Annotated in this window: 18 protein-coding genes; 3 read left to right on the forward strand and 15 right to left on the reverse strand. The window is 52.1% G+C overall.

All coding sequences use genetic code 11. The features are described 5' to 3' along the window. The 6 genes from L691_RS0113615 to L691_RS0113640 form a co-directional block, all read right to left on the reverse strand. Positions 1-496: ABC transporter ATP-binding protein (locus tag L691_RS0113615; RefSeq protein ID WP_025691058.1), on the reverse strand; the 496-nt coding region annotated here is incomplete at its 3' end. Positions 497-514: 18 nt separating this feature from the next. Next, a complete protein-coding gene (locus tag L691_RS0113620; protein WP_025691059.1) occupies positions 515-2,053 on the reverse strand; it encodes a nitrogenase component 1 in 1,539 nt (512 codons plus the stop codon). 44 nt (positions 2,054-2,097) lie between these two features. Then, positions 2,098-3,438: a nitrogenase component 1 gene (locus tag L691_RS0113625; protein WP_025691060.1), complete on the reverse strand. Its 1,341-nt coding sequence runs from the start codon at positions 3,436-3,438 to the stop codon at positions 2,098-2,100. Further along, a complete protein-coding gene (cysK, locus tag L691_RS0113630) occupies positions 3,435-4,391 on the reverse strand; it encodes a cysteine synthase A (RefSeq protein WP_025691061.1) in 957 nt (318 codons plus the stop codon). Before cysK ends, L691_RS0113625 begins: the two co-directional genes overlap by 4 nt. A gap of 481 nt (positions 4,392-4,872) precedes the next feature. Beyond that, positions 4,873-5,415, reverse strand: coding sequence for a GNAT family N-acetyltransferase (locus L691_RS30695; RefSeq protein ID WP_025691062.1), 543 nt, complete (start codon positions 5,413-5,415; stop codon positions 4,873-4,875). Positions 5,416-5,505: 90 nt separating this feature from the next. Beyond that, positions 5,506-6,381 (reverse strand): helix-turn-helix transcriptional regulator, encoded by an 876-nt coding sequence (locus L691_RS0113640; protein WP_025691063.1) that lies wholly within the window; start codon positions 6,379-6,381, stop codon positions 5,506-5,508. Between the two features lie 129 nt (positions 6,382-6,510). On the opposite strand from L691_RS0113640, the gene yiaY reads away from it, so the two are divergent. Beyond that, positions 6,511-7,665: an L-threonine dehydrogenase gene (gene yiaY / locus L691_RS0113645; RefSeq protein WP_025691064.1), complete on the forward strand. Its 1,155-nt coding sequence runs from the start codon at positions 6,511-6,513 to the stop codon at positions 7,663-7,665. Positions 7,666-7,791: 126 nt separating this feature from the next. Here yiaY and L691_RS0113650 read toward each other — a convergent pair whose 3' ends face one another. From L691_RS0113650 to L691_RS0113660, 3 genes are read right to left on the reverse strand one after another with little or no spacing between them, the layout of a single operon-like run. Continuing rightward, complete coding sequence (locus L691_RS0113650) at positions 7,792-8,571, reverse strand: DODA-type extradiol aromatic ring-opening family dioxygenase (RefSeq protein WP_025691065.1); 780 nt, start codon at positions 8,569-8,571, stop codon at positions 7,792-7,794. A 6-nt stretch (positions 8,572-8,577) separates the two neighbouring features. Next, positions 8,578-9,237, reverse strand: coding sequence for an alpha/beta hydrolase (locus L691_RS0113655; RefSeq protein WP_025691066.1), 660 nt, complete (start codon positions 9,235-9,237; stop codon positions 8,578-8,580). 5 nt (positions 9,238-9,242) lie between these two features. Then, positions 9,243-9,638, reverse strand: a complete 396-nt coding sequence (locus L691_RS0113660) for a DoxX family protein (RefSeq protein WP_025691067.1) — start codon at positions 9,636-9,638, stop codon at positions 9,243-9,245. A gap of 220 nt (positions 9,639-9,858) precedes the next feature. Here L691_RS0113660 and L691_RS0113665 point away from each other — a divergent pair, with 220 nt between their 5' ends. Beyond that, the gene (locus L691_RS0113665; protein ID WP_025691068.1) at positions 9,859-10,410 is read left to right on the forward strand and encodes a helix-turn-helix domain-containing protein; all 552 of its coding nucleotides are present in this window, start codon (positions 9,859-9,861) and stop codon (positions 10,408-10,410) included. Positions 10,411-10,532: 122 nt separating this feature from the next. Further along, on the forward strand, positions 10,533-12,218 hold the full coding sequence (locus tag L691_RS0113670; RefSeq protein WP_025691069.1) for a methyl-accepting chemotaxis protein: 1,686 nt from the start codon (positions 10,533-10,535) through the stop codon (positions 12,216-12,218). 427 nt (positions 12,219-12,645) lie between these two features. Here L691_RS0113670 and L691_RS0113675 read toward each other — a convergent pair whose 3' ends face one another. The 6 genes from L691_RS0113675 to L691_RS0113700 form a co-directional block, all read right to left on the reverse strand. Then, the gene (locus L691_RS0113675; protein WP_025691070.1) at positions 12,646-13,200 is read right to left on the reverse strand and encodes a GNAT family N-acetyltransferase; all 555 of its coding nucleotides are present in this window, start codon (positions 13,198-13,200) and stop codon (positions 12,646-12,648) included. An 11-nt stretch (positions 13,201-13,211) separates the two neighbouring features. Further along, the gene (locus tag L691_RS0113680; protein WP_025691071.1) at positions 13,212-14,414 is read right to left on the reverse strand and encodes an ABC transporter substrate-binding protein; all 1,203 of its coding nucleotides are present in this window, start codon (positions 14,412-14,414) and stop codon (positions 13,212-13,214) included. A 104-nt stretch (positions 14,415-14,518) separates the two neighbouring features. Further along, positions 14,519-14,890, reverse strand: a complete 372-nt coding sequence (locus L691_RS0113685; RefSeq protein ID WP_025691072.1) for a hypothetical protein — start codon at positions 14,888-14,890, stop codon at positions 14,519-14,521. A gap of 48 nt (positions 14,891-14,938) precedes the next feature. Next, the gene (locus L691_RS28850) at positions 14,939-15,652 is read right to left on the reverse strand and encodes a glycosyltransferase family 2 protein (protein WP_036736997.1); all 714 of its coding nucleotides are present in this window, start codon (positions 15,650-15,652) and stop codon (positions 14,939-14,941) included. A 67-nt stretch (positions 15,653-15,719) separates the two neighbouring features. Beyond that, on the reverse strand, positions 15,720-16,307 hold the full coding sequence (locus L691_RS28855; RefSeq protein WP_036737000.1) for a TetR/AcrR family transcriptional regulator: 588 nt from the start codon (positions 16,305-16,307) through the stop codon (positions 15,720-15,722). 196 nt (positions 16,308-16,503) lie between these two features. Continuing rightward, a partial coding sequence (locus tag L691_RS0113700; RefSeq protein ID WP_025691074.1) for an aminopeptidase occupies positions 16,504-17,382 on the reverse strand: 879 nt, incomplete at its 5' end.

The following is a 17,382-nucleotide window of genomic DNA, read 5'->3' on the forward strand; positions in this document are numbered from 1 at the left end:
GCACTTCAGGATCATAGGCCAGAGCCCGGGCAATGGCTACCCGCTGTTTCATCCCGCCCGACAGTTCATACGGGTAACGGTCCGCATAATTGCTTAGCCCGACAAGCTCCAGAAACCGGTCACTGATGGCTTTCCGGTCTTTTTTCGGAACCTTCTTAATTTCAAGACCAAACTCAACATTGCGGCGAACCGTCCGCCAAGGAAATAAGGCGTAGCCCTGCATGACGATTCCCCGATCCAGAGCGGGGCCGTTAATTCTTTTGCCGTCAATATACAGTTCGCCTTCGGTCGGTGTGGCAAGCCCGGCTATAAGATCCAGCAGGGTTGATTTTCCGCAGCCGCTGGGTCCCACGATGGTCAGGAATTCACCGGGTCTTACTTCCAGATCCACGTCCTCCAGCGCGGTAAACTGCTTCTTCTCCTCATCTTTATTCAGCCGGATCGAATATCTGCGGGTAACCCCGCTCACCTTTATTTTCGCTTCAGTTGCGGCCACTTCCCATTCTCCTCTCCGTTATCCAATTTGGGCGGCTATACTAGCCGAATCGTCAATATACGTGAACGGGTCCTGCTCGTACCAGCTGTCCCGGTAAGGCAGTCTCGTATTGCTGCCAAGATTTTTGTTAAAAGACGGATTTTTCAAAATGCGGCTGACCCGCGCAGCCACTTCATATACGCCCTTGTATCCCAGGTAATCGTCACTTTGTCCAAACAGCGGGAAGATTGGGTATCCCTGCTTGGCTGCCGAGCCGTTAACGCCGATATGGCCGACGAATAAGTCGGGGGTGATTTTACTGAGCAGATTGGCCTGCTCGAACACTTGGCCCGAACCGATATTAAAGATCGCTTTTTCCGAATTCGGAACATCCTCCATATATTCATCCAGGAGAATCTCGCCGTATTTGTCGAAATGATATCCCCTGAGGCCCAGGATCTCAAACCCGAGATTATGCAGCAGCTCTGCTGTGGTCAAAATCCGAACCTCACCGCCGGTAAGAAACGCCGTTTTCCCTTTGAACTCAGCTTTAAACGGTTCAATCGCCTTGATCAGCTCCGCCGTCTCTGCGGCAATCAGCTTCTCGGCCTGTTCTTCGATGCCGAAGAAGGAGGCGATATCGCGCAGCCATTTGTTTGTATTGGCAATACCGATTGGAATCGTCCGCATTACATAAGGAATACCGTACATTTGCTGGAAATGCTCCACGAAATAATCATCATGTGTTGCGCAGATGCTTACATTGAGAGCCGCTTCATGGGCATAGACATAATCATCGGGATGCGAGTAAGAAGGCAGAATCCGTACGTTAAGATCAAGCGCCTTGAGCAGGCGAACCAGTTCCTCCTCATCAATGCGGCTCATCGAACCGACATTGAGCAGGTTAACCGTCTTGCTGATTACATCCTGGTGTTCGGCTTCCTCCTCCGGTGTACGAACGATAGCAGGCTTCGAATCTTTGTCTTCGCCGACAAGGTTGCGGATCAGACCGTGATAGACCGAATCATAGGCAGTTGCCTGAATTTTGGTCTTGAAGCCTTCGCAGTGAATGGGGACGATCTTGGCCGATACCTGCTTCTGCAGATCATCCAGGATACCGTCAATATCATCGCCGATCAAGGCCGGCACACAGCTGTTGAATACAAGAATGGCGCTCGGACGGAATTCCCGCTCGGCTTTGAGTACGGCCTGACGCAGCTTGGCTTCGCCTCCGCTGATTACATCCACTTCGCTGAGATTCGTGTTAATCCAGCGCAAGCCAACCGCCGATTCCTGACGCAGCTTCTGAAATACTTTATTAATCCCGGCGTTCTGGATCAGATTACCGCCGCAGCCTATCGGACTGTGAATGACCATAACCGCGTCGCGCATCGAGCTGATCATGCCAAGACTTAGGTTAAGCTGGCAGCCTTGGGTTTGGGAGAAGGTACGTTTGCTGGCATAAAGGCAGCCTTTCTTGGAATCTCTGGACAGATCACCGCAGGTTCCTCCATAGGCTTGGCAAGCCATCAGGCGATCTTCACGCACCGGCGGTACTTTATGTTTGATATAATCCACTTTCGCAAACCTCCTAAAAGTATAAGATTAAGATATAGCCGCTTTTAACGATGAGCGACAACCAGACTCAGTACATCCTCGGCTAGAGTAAGCCCGCCCGTATATCCGGCGTAGGCCCGGTTCAGCACGACACGGTTGGAGATGGGATACGTGACCGGCAGAAGCGGCACTTTGAATTGCTCCGCTGTGTCGCGTTCCATGACGCTTCCCAGAATAACGCCGGGCGCAAACCCTTTATAATATTTCTGCCCCTGGTTCTGCGGCCAGTGACGGTTAATGTATCCGCCGACACTTGAGGCATCCTCATCGAATACAATTTCCGGACGCAGCCCGGATTCGTAATCGCTGAAAGTGGCAAGAACCCGTTCCTTCTGTTCCTCGCCCAAAATGTCGGTAATGACAACCAGCTCCGGCAGCCAGCCCAGATCGTCGGCAAGAAACCGCGTCAACGCCTGTGTGTAATTGGGATCACCGACTACGGTAGCATAGCGCTGGAAATCGAGGTCATTGTACACATCGGCCAGACGTTCCAGGTAAGGGAAGTACGCCTTTCTTTCTTCCTGGATCACTCTCTCGATCTTGATGTCATCGACACCGAGAGCCTTGCCCACTGTACGAAGGAAACGCGAAGTGCCGTGATCGCCAACCGGCAATTGAACCGTCAGATAAGGAACACCATGTACCTCTTCGAATACTTTGGCCGCTTCGATCCCGTATGCGTCCGACACAACGATGTTAAGACTTGCTTTGGCGGCATTCTTCAGGTTGTCCAAAGTCTCGCCTTGGCCGAAGAATGTATTGGTCTCGAAGCCCAGCTTCTTCAGCAAATTCTTCAGCACACCGAGATTGCCTTTCCAGAACACGTCCTGCATCGGAACAACGCCCCACAAGTTGACCGTCTTGGCGTCTTTTTCCTCAGTCTTTTCGACAAAATCGCGGAATAAAGTCTCAAGGACCAGCTCATAACCGTAATAGGAGTTACCTTTGAAGCTGACCGTTTCCGCCGCCAGTACCGGTAATTCCCCGCCCTTGAAGCGTTTGGTTACCGCATGAACATTGTCGCCGATCATTTCAACCATGCAGCCCGTAACTACAAAATACAGATCCCCGTCCATTACCTTCAGGGTATTCTCGATTTGTTCGTGCAGCCGTCCTTCGCCGCCGAACACAATGTCCCGCTCGGATACGTTCGAGCTTGGGAGCGCCTGGCCGCCGCAATAATTGCCGCCGTTATACCCAGAAGCTCCGCTTAGGGCGCCCGCCAGATTCCCGCCGCAGCCTGAGGAAGAATGAAGAATCGGAATCGCCCGGGGCAGGGACTGAATGGTGCCGATCGCGCCGCCAAGGGCGCATACATAACGCGGTCTTTCAATTACTTTGCTCATGATAAACCTCCTGTTTGCGCCGGTTCCTGAAACAACACGGTCGATAAGTAGCGTTCGCCGGTATCCGGCAGCAGCACGACAATATTTTTGCCTCTATTCTCTTTTCGTTTAGCCAGCTGAGCGGCTGCAAAGACGGCCGCACCCGAGGAGATGCCAACCAGCAGCCCTTCCGTACTCGCCAATTCCCGCGCCGTTTCAAGTGCTTCTTCGTTCCGTACCTTGAACACCTCATCTATGATTTCCCGGTTCAGAATGAGCGGAACGAATCCGGCGCCAAGTCCCTGAATTTTATGCGGACCGGGATTTCCGCCCGAGAGAACTGGAGAATCAAACGGCTCCACAGCCACAATTTGCACATCCGGGTTCCGTTCTTTCAGGACTTCTCCTACTCCGGTAATCGTTCCCCCGGTTCCGACTCCGCTGACGAAGATATCTACTTTCCCATCCGTATCCCGCCAGATTTCCTCGGCTGTTGTCTGACGGTGGATTTTAGGATTGGCCGAATTGTTGAACTGCTGCAGAATGAACGAATTCGGGGTAATCGCCGCCAGCGCTTCCGCCTTGCGGACAGAGCCCTTAATGCCCTCCGCGCCGGGAGTCAGCACCAGCTCCGCGCCGAGCGCCTTCAGCAGATTACGGCGCTCTATACTCATCGTGTCCGGCATCGTCAAGATCAGCCGGTATCCGCGGGCCGCAGCTACAAAAGCAAGCGCGATTCCGGTATTACCGCTTGTAGGCTCTATCAGAACGGTCCCAGGACCGATCAGGCCCTGATCCTCCGCATCCTTGATCATCGCATAACCGATCCGGTCCTTTACGCTTCCTGCCGGATTGAAGTATTCCAGCTTTGCTATCACCGACGCACCCAGACTTTTCTCCCCGTTGAAGGCCTTAAGCTCCAATAGCGGAGTGTTGCCTATAAGGTCCGTCAGTTTACTAGCGATTCTTGTCATACCTTGTTCCTCCATTTCAATTTGAACTGCAGAAGATGCAGGTTATGAGAAGAAACGGCTGCGCCGTCCTCTGGAAGAGGAAGGCATCCGTTTCTCGTAAAAATATCAGGTTAAGGATAAGCGCGAAGCTTATACTTTCTGATATTTTGAGAAAAACTCCTATTGGAGTCTTTTCGATGAAGTTGCCGAATCCCTTTTTAATCTAAAAAAAGAGACTTGTCCCCGCCATGAATGGTCTAAGTTCAAGCCTCCAGTGAACTGGTTGGCATACGATTGTACATGAAGCAGCAATATATGTGATAATAATCACAATCCTGCGGATGAAAAAAGGAAGCCAAGCGCTCCAAATCCATTAGGAGGCTCAGCTTCCGGGGGTCCGGTCAGCTCATTGCTAAATTCATATTATTTCAATGTGAATTAACGGATAATGTGGATTATAGAGAAGATTGCTCGCTCTGTCAATGAACTTTTTTCAAATTTTTTAAGTTCCTGAACTGTTCTTGGACCAGCGCTTCATCGTCACTTCCGTTCTGAATCCGATCGCTTCATAGAAAGGCTGCGTCGGACCCGTATATACTTTGACCGCTCCCATTGCTCTCAGCCGATTCAAGCCTTCATAGATGACCGCCCTGCCCAGTCCGAGCCGCCGGTAATCGATATGAGTGCCTACAGGCTCAAGCATACCTATCCTGTTCCGGTCATCCCAAAATATATTGCAAAATGACACCACCTCTCCCCGTCCGTTAACCGCAGCCAAATCCAGTTCGGGGCGGTAACCCGGCGCCTTCCGCAGCTCTCCATAATATTCAAGCGTCCATTTCGCGTCTTCCGTATTCGGGTAATTAAAGGCCATAATATGGCCGACAGCTTTATCCCGGTCGCTCAGCCTCTGTCCGTCACGGAGAGTGATTCCCGGCGGCAATTCCACCGGAAAATCTTGATACATCTCAATCGAAACGACCGTATCGCCTCCATCCGCTTGCACATATCCCCTGTTCTTGGCCAGCGCCTTCAGACTTGTCATAAACTCCGGAAATTTGGTTCATTTTCCTCACCTCCTTGGCAGCGGATCTTTCGGTAATCGCTTTCGGATACGCGCCATATACTTGATGCATTAAATGCGGCTACCCTGCGGATGACGGCTGAGCTGGTACTGCTTAGGCGTGATGCCAAACTGTTTTTTAAACAAAGCGATGAAGTGTGAAATGTTGTCGTAATTCAGATGCATCGCCGTCTCCGTAACCGTGAGCTCCTGAAGCAGCTTACTAGCGAGTTTCATTTTTTCGCGGGTGATGTATTCGAGCGGGGCGAGACCCGTTATCCTTTTGAACTGATGGGTAAAATGAGTGTGCGACATATTATAGCTGCCTGCCAGCTCTTTCACGGATGAAAGCGTTAACAATTTCGCATGGATGTCACGGATGGCGCGGAACACGGGATGTTTGCTTTCGTTACGGAGACTTAGCCGGAAGGCCCGGATGCGCAGCAGATGATAGGCCAGTTCCTGCGCCGCAAGGTCGACCAGAAAGATTTTGCTGTCTCCCGGGTAAGCCATGTAGTTCTTCATCCGGCTGATTGCCTTTACCATAGGGTCCATCTCCTCGCTCCTCAATCCGCACCTTACGACATCTCCGACCGTCGCTTTCTCCACAAGTCCGAATTCTTCGCCTACCACCGGCTCCAAGCGCTCAATCAGTTCATCGCCCAGCTCGAATACAAGCGCTTTCGTCTGGCGCTCTATCGACATTTCGACCGAGGAGTGCGGCGGAAGCAGAATCATTTCATCAGACCTATAATGAAAGCTCTCCGTTTTATTAATCCGCACTTCCTTCTCCCCATCCAAAATCGTGCACAGCTTGGAGCATTCATAAGACGAGTACTGCTCGTAGTAATGCTCAGGCAGATCATAATATAGAATCCGGATTAAATCGGTTTGAAATCCGTAGTGCAGTTCATCATACCGGCTAAAGTTCTTTAAAAGCTTTTCCATGCGATCCTCCTAAAGTTTCGTGTATTTTACCGCAGTTACGATTAGTTTTTTGATGTTTAAAGCCTTATTTTTAATATTAGAGCAAGGATATCACATTATTTTCCAACCAACAAATAGCGAGGTGCCGAAATGTCAGGTAAAGCAAAATTTATGATGCCGGGAATGAGTCTGATGGGGTCTGGAGCGCTCTCGGACGCTGGTGAAGAAATCCGTAAGCTCGGTTATAAAAAAGCGCTTGTCGTTACCGACAAGCCGCTCGTGGACATCGGAATTGCCGCCAAAGTCACGGATATGCTGAATCAAAACGGAATCGGCTCCGCTGTATACAGCGGAACGCAGCCGAATCCCACGGTGACGAACGTGCGCGAGGGGCTTCAGCTCTACAAAGATTCCGCGTGTGACTGCGTCGTCTCGCTCGGAGGCGGTTCGCCGCATGATTGTGCCAAGGGAATCGCGCTGCTGGCCGGAAACGGCGGAGAAATCGGAGATTACGAGGGCGTGGACAAGTCCGCACAGCCCGCCGCTCCGCTGATCGCCATAAATACGACGGCTGGAACGGCCAGTGAGATGACGATGTTCTGTATCATCACCGATGAGGTACGCCATATCAAGATGGCGATAGTCGACAAGCATACGACGCCGCTGATCGCGGTTAATGATCCCGACCTGATGATGGCGATGCCGAAATCCTTGACCGCCGCCACCGGAATGGATGCGCTGACTCATGCTATTGAAGCGTATGTCTCAATCAACGCGACGCCAATTACCGATGCTTGCGCCCTTAAGGCGATTAATCTTATCCGGGATTATCTCGTCCGGGCCGTAGACGATGGATCGGACAAGGAAGCGCGTGAGCAGATGGCGTATGCCGAATTCCTAGCCGGTATGGCGTTCAACAACGCGGGTCTTGGCTATGTCCACGCGATGGCGCATCAGCTAGGAGGCTTATACAATTTGCCCCACGGGGTCTGTAACGCCATTCTGCTTCCGCATGTCGAGCGGTATAATTCGGCTAAAGCCGCGGCGCGGCTGAAGGAAGTGGCGCAGGCGCTCGGCCGGAATGTCGACGGCGTCACCCCGGAAAAAGGCGCGGCGCTTGCGCTTGAGGCCATTGAGGTGATGGCAGAGCGGGTCGGCATCCCGTCCGGACTGTCGGCGCTGGGCGTGAAGCGGGAAGACTTCCCGGTGCTTGCGGCAAACGCGCTGAAGGATGCATGCGGCGTGACCAATCCGGTCCAAGGCTCGCAAGATGAAATCATGGAGATTTTCGAACACGCCATGTAACGATGTAAGCAGTACTTAAGCCGCTCGTCCTCCTCTCTACCATATATGGACGAACCCATCCTTCCGCAAATGGAGGATGGGTTTTTTTGGTGAAGGCGAGGCGGCCTCTGTCTTCGTTCTCCCGCTTTAGTTGAACCGCCACGCCGTCAGGCTGAGGCTCCCCCACTGGTAGCTTCGGTGAAGAAGCTCCGCTTGCCGGAGCGCATCCCCGCTTCCCATCGCCAGCAGCAGCGGAATGAAATGCTCATTGGTCGGTACAGCTCGTTCGGCGTATGGCGCAAGCTCCCGGTAACGGAATAATTCTTCCACATTCCAGTCCTCCAGACGCTTCTCTATCCAGGTATCGAACTCAAGCGCCCATGCATCTACGGATTCAGCTCCGGCGCCCCACTTGATCTGCCGCAGATTGTGGACAATTCCGCCGCTGCCGATGATGAGAACGTCCTGCTCCCGCAGCTTCGCCAGCGCTTTTCCAATTTCATACTGCTTAGCATTGTCCAAATATCGGTTCACCGACAGCGCCACGACGGGAATGTCCGCATCCGGATAGATCAGCTTAAGCACCGCCCAGGACCCGTGATCGAGCCCCCGGCTTGTGTCCGGCACGGCTGGAATCCCTGCCTCATTCAGCAGCGACAATACCTGCTCGCTAAGCGAAGCGTCCCCGGAAGCCGGGTACGTCATCCGGTACATTTCCTCCGGAAACCCGGAGAAATCGTAGATGGTACCGTGCGTGTTAACCGCACTGACCTGCTGGACGTTATGCTCCCAGTGGGCGGAGAAGATGACAATGGCCTTCGGCTTGTGCTCAAGCGTGGCGGCCATATTTTTCAGGAAAGAGGTATACTCATGATCTTCAATCACAAGCGACGGCGCTCCGTGCGCAACAAAGTAAGACGGCATCATATCGGTTCACTCCTTTACATGTGCGCCAAGACTGTCTTCCAGCAAAAAGCTCAGCAGATCCCGGCGGTTCGACTCGGTCACCTCATGCCCGCTAGAGTAGGTCATAAAGACGGTGCGGTCGTTCAGATTCTTGAAATAAGCCGCCGTCTCATAGCCGATCTTGACCGGGAATACGGGATCAAATTCGCCGTGCGAGATAAAAATGGACATGTTCATCACGCTGCGGTGCGGGTATTCCGTCTTTACGAAATCAGGGATATAACCGTTTAGCGCCACGATTCCCTTGATTCTATCGCCCATGGTAAGCGCAAGCGTCATCGCCAGAATCGCCCCTTGGCTGAAGCCCAGCACATAGCGCCGCGCGGGATCAACCGCATATTTTTCCGTAGCGTGTTCAATAAAAGCCTCCAACTGCGCTACCGCGCGGTCGAACATTTCTCGGATCGGATTCCCGAGGCTTCTCAGCTCATAATATTGATAGCCTTGGCTCATGGGCAGGTCGCCGCGAATGCCAATCAGAATGAACTTGCTCTTGAGCGGCTCTGCTAAACCGAGCAAATTCCGCTCATTCGTGCCTTTCCCGTGAAGAGTGAACAGTACCGGATACCGCTCACCCTCCTTATAGCCATCCGGCAGCACAACGCTGTATTCGTATGGGGTATCCATCAGCTTTATTCGCCTTTGCGAAAGAGTACGCGATCCAGTGATAAGCCAGATGAGCCTGCAACAGCCAGGTACAGAGCGATCAAGATATAGGTCAAATCAAGCTCATATCCCCCGGACTGTCCATTGCCGAGCAGGCCGGCAGACAGCTTTACGGTAAAGACTGCGCCAAGAAGCACAATAATCAGCAGCACCGATACGTAGCGCGTGAGCAGACCCAGAATCAGCATAATCCCGCCAATGAGCTCAATTCCTGCCACGACATAAGCTAAAAATCCGGGAAGACCGATGCTGTCAAACCATCCCGCGACGTTGCCGAGACCCATTTGCAGCTTGCTGATCCCGTGAGCCAGGAATAAGACGCCGAGTACCACTCTCATCAAAATCGTCACTGTGTTTTTCATTATTCATTTCTCCTCTCAAAATATAAGTAATATAAACTTTTATTTTGTGTAAATAAACATAATCAATAAAATGCGTTTTGTCAATCATAAATATAGTTTCTTACTAATTGTTATCTATTAACCTATTCTCTTAGTATCTATTCAATTGGATTGGTCTTTCCGCAGCCGAAAATGCTAAAATATTGGAATCCCTACATAACTTCAAGCGAGGTGACTGCCTGTGGATATCGGTTCCACGATCCGCTCCATACGTAAACGCAAAAATATTACAATCGCCCAAATATGCGAGCTGACCGGGCTGTCGCAAGGATTCATGAGCCAGGTCGAGACGAATAAAACCTCTCCGTCCATCGCGACACTTGAAAGCATCGCCCAGGCGCTGGGTGTGCCGCTCGCCTACCTGCTGCTGCGAAAAGAAGAAAAAATGCATATCGTCCGGAGCCAGGAACGCCCGCAAACTACCAGCGGACCCGAGCAATTAAAAGTATCCCATTTAAGCAGAACGAAAAATATGCGGATGGTGCTCGTCGAGTTCCCTCCCGGGTCATCTACCGGCGAAGCTCCACGTGCCCACGAAGGCGAGGAGACCCATCTGGTTATCCGGGGCAGGATTCTTGCCGAGCAGGGAGAGGATGCGGCGGTGCTAGAGGAAGGCGACTCATTCAGCTGGAATGCTTGCGCTCCCCACAAGGTCCAAAATATCGGGGAAGATACCGCCCTTGTGCTCGTCGCCGTGTATACCGAGGAACAGGAAGATTGGAAGCTGATGTAGCGTACGCCTGAAGCGGGACAGTACACTGCGGAGTTCTGACAAATCTTTCGGCACTGTAGTGTAACAAAACAGGTAACACCTCCCGATATAAATAAGAGTATTTAAGCTCGGGAGGAATGGAAATGAAAGTCAGAAGTAAATTAATCGTGCTGGTCTCGCTGCTGATTGCAGCGCTTGCCGGCAGCAGTATTTTGGCTGTAACATCGATCCGTGGAATAGCGGAAGAAGCGCAGGAGCTGCGCGAACTGAATGAACTGCAGCGGGACATGAAGCAGGTTCAATATCTGCTGGCCGGGCTGGCAAATGACGAGAGAGGGTACTTGCTTACCGGCGGGGCGGAATTCACAGGGGAAATGCAAACGAAGATCGACAATATTAACAAGCTGCTGCAAACCATGGCCCCTGTACTTCAGCACAAGTACGGCTCAGCGATGCAAGAGATCGAGAGCGCTTTGACGAAGCTGTTCCAATTGAACGGCGAACTGGTGCGCCTGCGCGGGAGCGGCTCTGTGCAGCAGGCCGAAAATATCCATTTCGAGCAAGAGCGAAGTCTGCGGAAACAAAATGTAAATCCGGCCGTTGAAAAAGTGGTTAAGCTTCTTGCGGAGGAGGCTGCTCCGGTTGAGAAGTATATTAAAGAAAACTCAGCCCGCTCTCAAACCATTTTGCTCACGGTCGCCGTTTTAAGCGTTATCCTTGGAACAGCCGCCTCCATCCTGCTTCTACGAATCATTTTGAAACCTTTAAGACTGCTTAATGAGCAGATGAATGAAATCGCGGCGGGTGAAGCCGACCTTACAAGAACGATACATATTGCTCAAAATGATGAATTTGGCATGCTGGCGGGAAGTTTCAATGCTTTTGTCGCTTCCTTAAGGGATATCATCGGAAAAGTCGGCGAAGCCACCAACCATCTTTCATCCGTATCGCAGCAATTCTTCGCAAGCGTCGAGCAGTCCAGGTCCACATCACAGCTTATCGCCGGGTCCATGCAGACCATTGCCGACAGAGCTTTCGAGCAAAATAAACTTGCTGCCGTTAATGCAACAGAGACGCGCGAATCACTGGAAAGGATCGAATCCATCTCTCTCCACTCCTCCGATATGGCCTCCGCTTCGCTCGGCATGCAAGAGCGGGCCGGTGCCGGTGAGCAGAGCATTGCCCGAATGGGTGAGAAGATGAATGATATCAAGCGGGCGGTTGACGAGGCGGATACGAGATTAACCCTGCTCTCCGGGCAGACGGTGAAGATCGCGGAGATTACCTCGCTGATCAACGAAATTTCCGAGCAGACCCACCTGCTTGCGCTCAACGCTTCAATCGAGGCGGCAAGAGCGGGCGAAGCGGGCCGCGGATTTAACGTAGTGGCCGGGGAAGTGAAAAAGCTGGCGGGCTATTCCGCTGAATCGGCCAAAGAAATCAACACACTCATCGCAAACATTCGCGAGAACGCCAATCTGGCGCTCAGCAGCATGACGGACGTCAAAGCCAGAACCGCCGAAGGGAACGAAATAACGAGTCTTAGCTTGGATCAGTTCCAAGAGATCCTGCGTTCTATAAGCGAGGTTTCCGGCAAAACGTCGGAAATCTCCGACTCGGCGCAGCTTGTGCGCGGCCAGTTCACAGCCGTATCGCAAACGATGGAAACCGTAGGAATTGGAACAAGCGATATTTCAGCGGGCACGCAAGAAATTGCCGCGGCAACCGAGGAGCAGCTGGCTTCCGGCGAGGAAATGCGTTCCGCAGCCGAATCCTTAAACAGTATGGCGGGAAACCTCCAGTCGCTGATCTCCCGCTTTAAAATCTGATGACCGCACCTCTCGATTAAAGAGTAAAAGCGAAATAGGCTGAGCCGCGTTAGATTTCTCTAACGCGGATGCAGCCTTATTTAATTCTGTGTTACTCCCGGCCCTGGCGCTTTGTGCGGCTTCCGTGGTAACTTAAAATGGAAAGTATAGCGGTCATATTGATATGCAGGATTCTGCTTTGGGAGGAAACATACATGAACAACTTGGTCATAAAGACCTGTGGGGAGACCGATTTGGAGCTGCTGGATACCTTAGGTGATGTTCTGGAATGAACGAGCCTATGCATTTTGGAAGTCGCTCGGATTTAGAGAGAGAAGCGTTTATATGAGATTGGAACCTTGAGACTGACGAGGCTATTCTCTTCGTCAATCCCAAAATTCCGATGTTAAAGCCATAGCAAATTTGCGGGTTAGGAAGGTTTTTGGTTCTAAAGTTGATCATTAAATCTTCCCATAACAATGGTGTTATAGTAAGTCCCGTCAGCAAGGACTTTGTCCTTTTTTAAAACCCCTTCTACTTCAAATCCAAACTTTTTATATAGCTCTATGGCCTTACTATTTGTTTCCAGCACACCATTTAAAGCTATTTTTTTAATACCGTTTGAATCTGCCCAAGAGATAGATTCTTGTAACAGATTTTTCCCAATGCCATATCCCCAATAATCTTTTAATACGCATATTCCAAATTCCACTTTATGGGAGAACCGTTTCAATGGATTTCCTTCGCATCTTGAAAATCCGACGATCTTGTCATCAACTGCCGCAACTAAGAATAGGTTTCTCTTTCTTTCCGTATCCGTTCTAATCATCTGCTCAAAACCGGGTGTATCTATGAACGCCTCCCCCGGCTCTCTGTCCAAATTTTCTGTCTCTCCGTCAATCCGCACTCTGATTTCGGATAAAGCTGGCGCGTCACAGGCAACTGCGGATCTAATCGTATAGCCTAGCCCATTTACGCTGAACTCCTGCGGGTTAATCTGCATTTCATTTCTCCTTATTTGGAAACCTCTACACGGGAGTTTCTCTTCCAATTCTGCTGAAACAGCGATTGGGTATGGCCTTTCAACTGCTGAAGATCGATGGAACGCAGGTATTCCCAGCCCAGCCATTTCATCTTGGCATGCGCCGGCAGTCCGTTGTCCACCTCGGCATTAAGCGCCGGGAAGGAGCAGGCGGCAACCTCGCGGCCAAGCTGCGGACCGGTCATATAGCGCGCAATCGGTTCCAGATCGCGATACCGGTCCTTGCGGACCAGCATGAACAGCGGATTCGCGATCGCTCCGTCCTCCGGCCACACGACGGATACTTTATCCGGTCTCGGACTATACCGGGCAAAAGCATAAGGCAGCACATAAATCGCCGCGCCTTCCGTTAGACCGCTTCCTGCGTGTTTAGCCATCTTGGAACCGTGCCAGCCGTCCTTGATTGTCACGCCGAGCCGGCGTATTCCTTCATCGCCATGCTCTTTATGCGTATACATCATCAGCAGCTCCGATACTTTTTCGGTGGAACCGATGACAATGACATTATTTTCGTAGACGGGATTCATCAAATCGGCCCATTCTCTCGGACGCGGCAGCGAACCGATTCGGGTCTCGTCGATCAACATCACATAGGGATAGATTCCATACAGCGTGTAAGCGCCAAAGGGATCAAGCAGTTCCTGGGAAAGCGAAGCATTAATCGGCATGTCGATGGATTGAAACACATTCTTCGTAAGCAGATTGTCCCGGAACTCAGCACGGAAAAAATCGCTAAAGCCGCAGCCGCTCACGATGCCTGGGAAGTCACGGACGTTCTCAGCCTGCCAGACATTCCGGTACGGGTTGCCGCTTCCGCAATTTCGGGGCAGGTAACAATTAAAGATTCCGCCTGTCACTTCCCGATAATCCGTCATCCAATCATCGAAGCAAGCCTGAAACCGCTGGCGCATCAAACAGATGGTCATTCCGAGAAAATCCACTTCTCCCGCTGCGGGCAGCGGCTGATTTTCCTCTCCCTCATTAAGCAGCGACAGCAGGGTGTCCGCCGGTTTCGCTTCGCTCTTCAGCATCCGGTTCAAGTAAACGTCCGCTCCATAACGGCGAAGCAGCTCCTCTGACGAGCCCGCATCAAAAAACTCCTTGAGCACACCTTCTTTATCCGGATAACGTTCCAACAACTCGCCAAGCTTCAAATACGTTCTGATTGCGCCCATTTTGGCCTCCTTTAGCTTGTTATGCCTCCTCTATGATGACTTTTCATGTTTCCTTAGATTTTCTTAAAAATTTTACAAAAAGGGCGTGATCAATGTCACAACGCTCAGGATTTCAGATTTTTCAGATCGTAAGTGGTGCCGCGCCAGGTCATGCCGCCTCTTCGGGAAGCGCGGACAGCGCCGCGAAGCCCGCCAAATATAAGGCAAAGCCCGACTAGCGGGTGGGCAATTCCGTACCACCGGCCGCCGCCGGCATGGCGCGCGTAAACGTAGTACAGCCAGAATACAGACAGCACGCTCACCGCGCTGAGTATTCTCGGAACCATCGGACCGATAAAGAGACCCGCCCAGGGATAAAGCATTGTCAGCAGACAGGATAAGGTTGTGATTAGAGCGTTCCGAAAGCTGAACACCGACTTTTCCACACTCCCGAGTAACTGTCCCAGGCTCTCATACCAGTTCCAGACGGCGATCATCCGTGTTCCGTACGTAGCATCCTGGCGGCAGCCCGCCTGTTTGATTCGTTAGCCGAGCGTGGCGTCGTCCGTTGAGTTATAAGAGAAAGCCGCGTGAGTGCCGATTTTTTCATAGGCGCTGCGCTTGACCAGATTAAAAGCTCCAACGCCAAAAGATTGCGGCGCTTTCGGATTCTTCACCTTCCAGAGCATGCCGAAGCTCGACGCGCTAAGGAAGATAAATGCGCCGTACCATTTCGAGAACAAATGACTGCCGTGGAAATCGGGAATCAGCGTTAAATGATCAAGCCGCCCCTTCCGGCAGTAGGCTTCCGCCTTGGATACACATTCCGGTTGAAATAGGATATCCCCATCCGTAAAAAGCAGCCACTCTCCGTTCGCCCGCTTCACTCCCTCGTACAAAGCATGGCTTTTTCCCATCCAGCCCTTCGGCAGATCCTCTATACATACTCCGGATACACTCGGGTACTTGGCCACCATCTCTTCGATAATCGCCCGGGTGCTGTCTGTAGAGCGGTCGTCAACAGCGATAATTTCAAGGTTCGAATAGGTCTGACCAGCAAGCGAGCGAATGCAGCGTTCCAGTGCTTTATGCTCATTTCTGGCGGCGATGATCACCGAGATCAGCGAGGGCTTTTCCAGCGGCTTCACCTCCGTCTTGTACAGTTGACCGATCTGTCCCGCCTTGGCCGTATACAATAACGCCACGCCTCCCCACATCAGCGCGTTTACACCCGAAAGCAGCCAATACAACCATTCCATGCGGCATTCCCCTTTTCGCTTTAAATTTGTACGATCGTTCTAATTTTCTGAAAAAAATACGGGTTTCCTACTCGGAAATCGCCCGTAGAAACAAGGACACCGTCTCCCGGTACAGCTCTTGCAGCGTATCCTTGTCCAGCGTGTGCACGAACGCATGAAGCCCGCCGAGCCAACCGCTGAACAGCAGGCTAAGCCGATCCGCGTCCCCTTGCCTGAAGTCGCCGTTTGCCATTCCTTCCCCAATGATTTCGCGGTAAGCCCCTATCGGCGTGCTCGCCAAACCATACAGCGCCTGCAAGGTTGACGGCTGCACATCGGAGAGCGTTGCCAGTTCCTGGCCCGCTTTCAGAAGATCCTGCTTATAGTTGTTCATCACGAAATCGGCAATGGCGTACAGCTTATCCGAAGGCGAGGAACAGGTTAAAGCTCGCTCCCGCCATCGCTCCCCCCAGCTTCGCATCGTCTGCTGCGCCAGAGCGACGAACAGCTCCTCTTTGCTCTTGAAGTGATAATAAATATGACCCTTGCTGTGCCCAGTCGCCTTGGAAATATCTGCGATCGAGGTGGCGGTATACCCTTTTCGCGAGAACAGCCCTTCGGCTTCCTTCAGCACATCCTGCCGGACCCGTTCGCTGTCATAGCTTCTCTTGGCCACTATACCTCACTGCTCCCCTTAAATATAGAACGATTGTACTAAAGTGATCATAAAATAAACTCCGTTTTTTGGCAATGGAAAGTTAACGGGAGGCTGCCCGCCTCCCATCCCTTCCGTTATTTTACATGTGGTTCGAAACACCAGCCATCTATAAATATACGGCGATGCAATCTAATCCTCCGCGCGGCCCTTTCGCCTACGCCCAGTTTCCTTGTCTGAACACCGGCTCAATCGTTCCGTCCGGCAGCTCGCCGTCAATATCCAGCTCTGCCGATCCGATCATAAAATCCACATGCGTCAGGCTGACATTCGCCCCCTTCGCCAGCAGCTCCTCCCGGCTTAGCTTCGTTCCTCCCTCAATATTGACGGGATAGGCGCTGCCGAGCGCGAAGTGGCAGGAGGCGTTCTCGTCGATGCCCGTATTGTAAAAAACCCGGTTCAGCCGCGATATCGGCGAATCATACGGAACAAGCGCCATCTCGCCCAAATAGGATGCGCCTTCGTCCGTCTCCAACAGGGAAGCCAGATGCTCGCGTCCGGCCCTGGCGTCAAATTCCGTTACCTTCCCTTCTTTGAAGGTCAATGTGATGCCATCCACAAGCCGTCCGTTCAGATTAAGCGGCATTGTACTGCTCACGGTTCCGTTCACGCCGGTACGGTGCGGCATCGTGTATACTTCCTCCGTCGGCATATTGGCGACAAAATAGACGCCTTGTTCATTCTCCCCGCCTGCGGCCCGCCATAAATGGCCTTCCGGCAGCTCGACTCGCAGATCGGTTCCCGGGGCGCGGTAATGCAGACTTTTGTAACGTTTGGCGTTCAGCTTCTCCTGGCTTTCTTTCAGATTGGCGATATGCCTCTGCCATGCGGCGACGGGATCGCCTTCCGCTTCGACCCGGTTCATCTGGAAGATCGCCTCCCACATAGCGTCAATGCGCTGTTCCTCCGGCAGATCGGCGAACACTTTGCCGGCCCAGGCCCGGGTCGGCGCCTTGACCAGCGACCAGCTAATCCGGCTGTTTCGGGTATAAGCCTGATATTTCTGGCGGGCGACCGCCGCCGCTTTGACCGCTGT

It is taken from the genome of Paenibacillus zanthoxyli JH29, assembly GCF_000520715.1.
Classification (GTDB): Bacteria; Bacillota; Bacilli; order Paenibacillales; family Paenibacillaceae; genus Paenibacillus_AQ; species Paenibacillus_AQ zanthoxyli.

Excerpts from the sequence above, each read along its gene's own strand:
- L691_RS0113625 (WP_025691060.1), bottom strand. The coding sequence starts at position 3,438 with ATGAGCAAAGTAATTGAAAGACCGCGTTATGTATGCGCCCTTGGCGGC.
- cysK (WP_025691061.1), bottom strand. The coding sequence starts at position 4,391 with ATGACAAGAATCGCTAGTAAACTGACGGACCTTATAGGCAACACTCCG.
- L691_RS30695 (WP_025691062.1), bottom strand. The coding sequence starts at position 5,415 with ATGACAAGTCTGAAGGCGCTGGCCAAGAACAGGGGATATGTGCAAGCG.
- L691_RS0113640 (WP_025691063.1), bottom strand. The coding sequence starts at position 6,381 with ATGGAAAAGCTTTTAAAGAACTTTAGCCGGTATGATGAACTGCACTAC.
- yiaY (WP_025691064.1), top strand. The coding sequence starts at position 6,511 with ATGTCAGGTAAAGCAAAATTTATGATGCCGGGAATGAGTCTGATGGGG.
- L691_RS0113650 (WP_025691065.1), bottom strand. The coding sequence starts at position 8,571 with ATGATGCCGTCTTACTTTGTTGCGCACGGAGCGCCGTCGCTTGTGATT.
- L691_RS0113655 (WP_025691066.1), bottom strand. The coding sequence starts at position 9,237 with ATGGATACCCCATACGAATACAGCGTTGTGCTGCCGGATGGCTATAAG.
- L691_RS0113660 (WP_025691067.1), bottom strand. The coding sequence starts at position 9,638 with ATGAAAAACACAGTGACGATTTTGATGAGAGTGGTACTCGGCGTCTTA.
- L691_RS0113670 (WP_025691069.1), top strand. The coding sequence starts at position 10,533 with ATGAAAGTCAGAAGTAAATTAATCGTGCTGGTCTCGCTGCTGATTGCA.
- L691_RS0113675 (WP_025691070.1), bottom strand. The coding sequence starts at position 13,200 with ATGCAGATTAACCCGCAGGAGTTCAGCGTAAATGGGCTAGGCTATACG.
- L691_RS0113680 (WP_025691071.1), bottom strand. The coding sequence starts at position 14,414 with ATGGGCGCAATCAGAACGTATTTGAAGCTTGGCGAGTTGTTGGAACGT.
- L691_RS0113685 (WP_025691072.1), bottom strand. The coding sequence starts at position 14,890 with ATGATCGCCGTCTGGAACTGGTATGAGAGCCTGGGACAGTTACTCGGG.
- L691_RS28850 (WP_036736997.1), bottom strand. The coding sequence starts at position 15,652 with ATGGAATGGTTGTATTGGCTGCTTTCGGGTGTAAACGCGCTGATGTGG.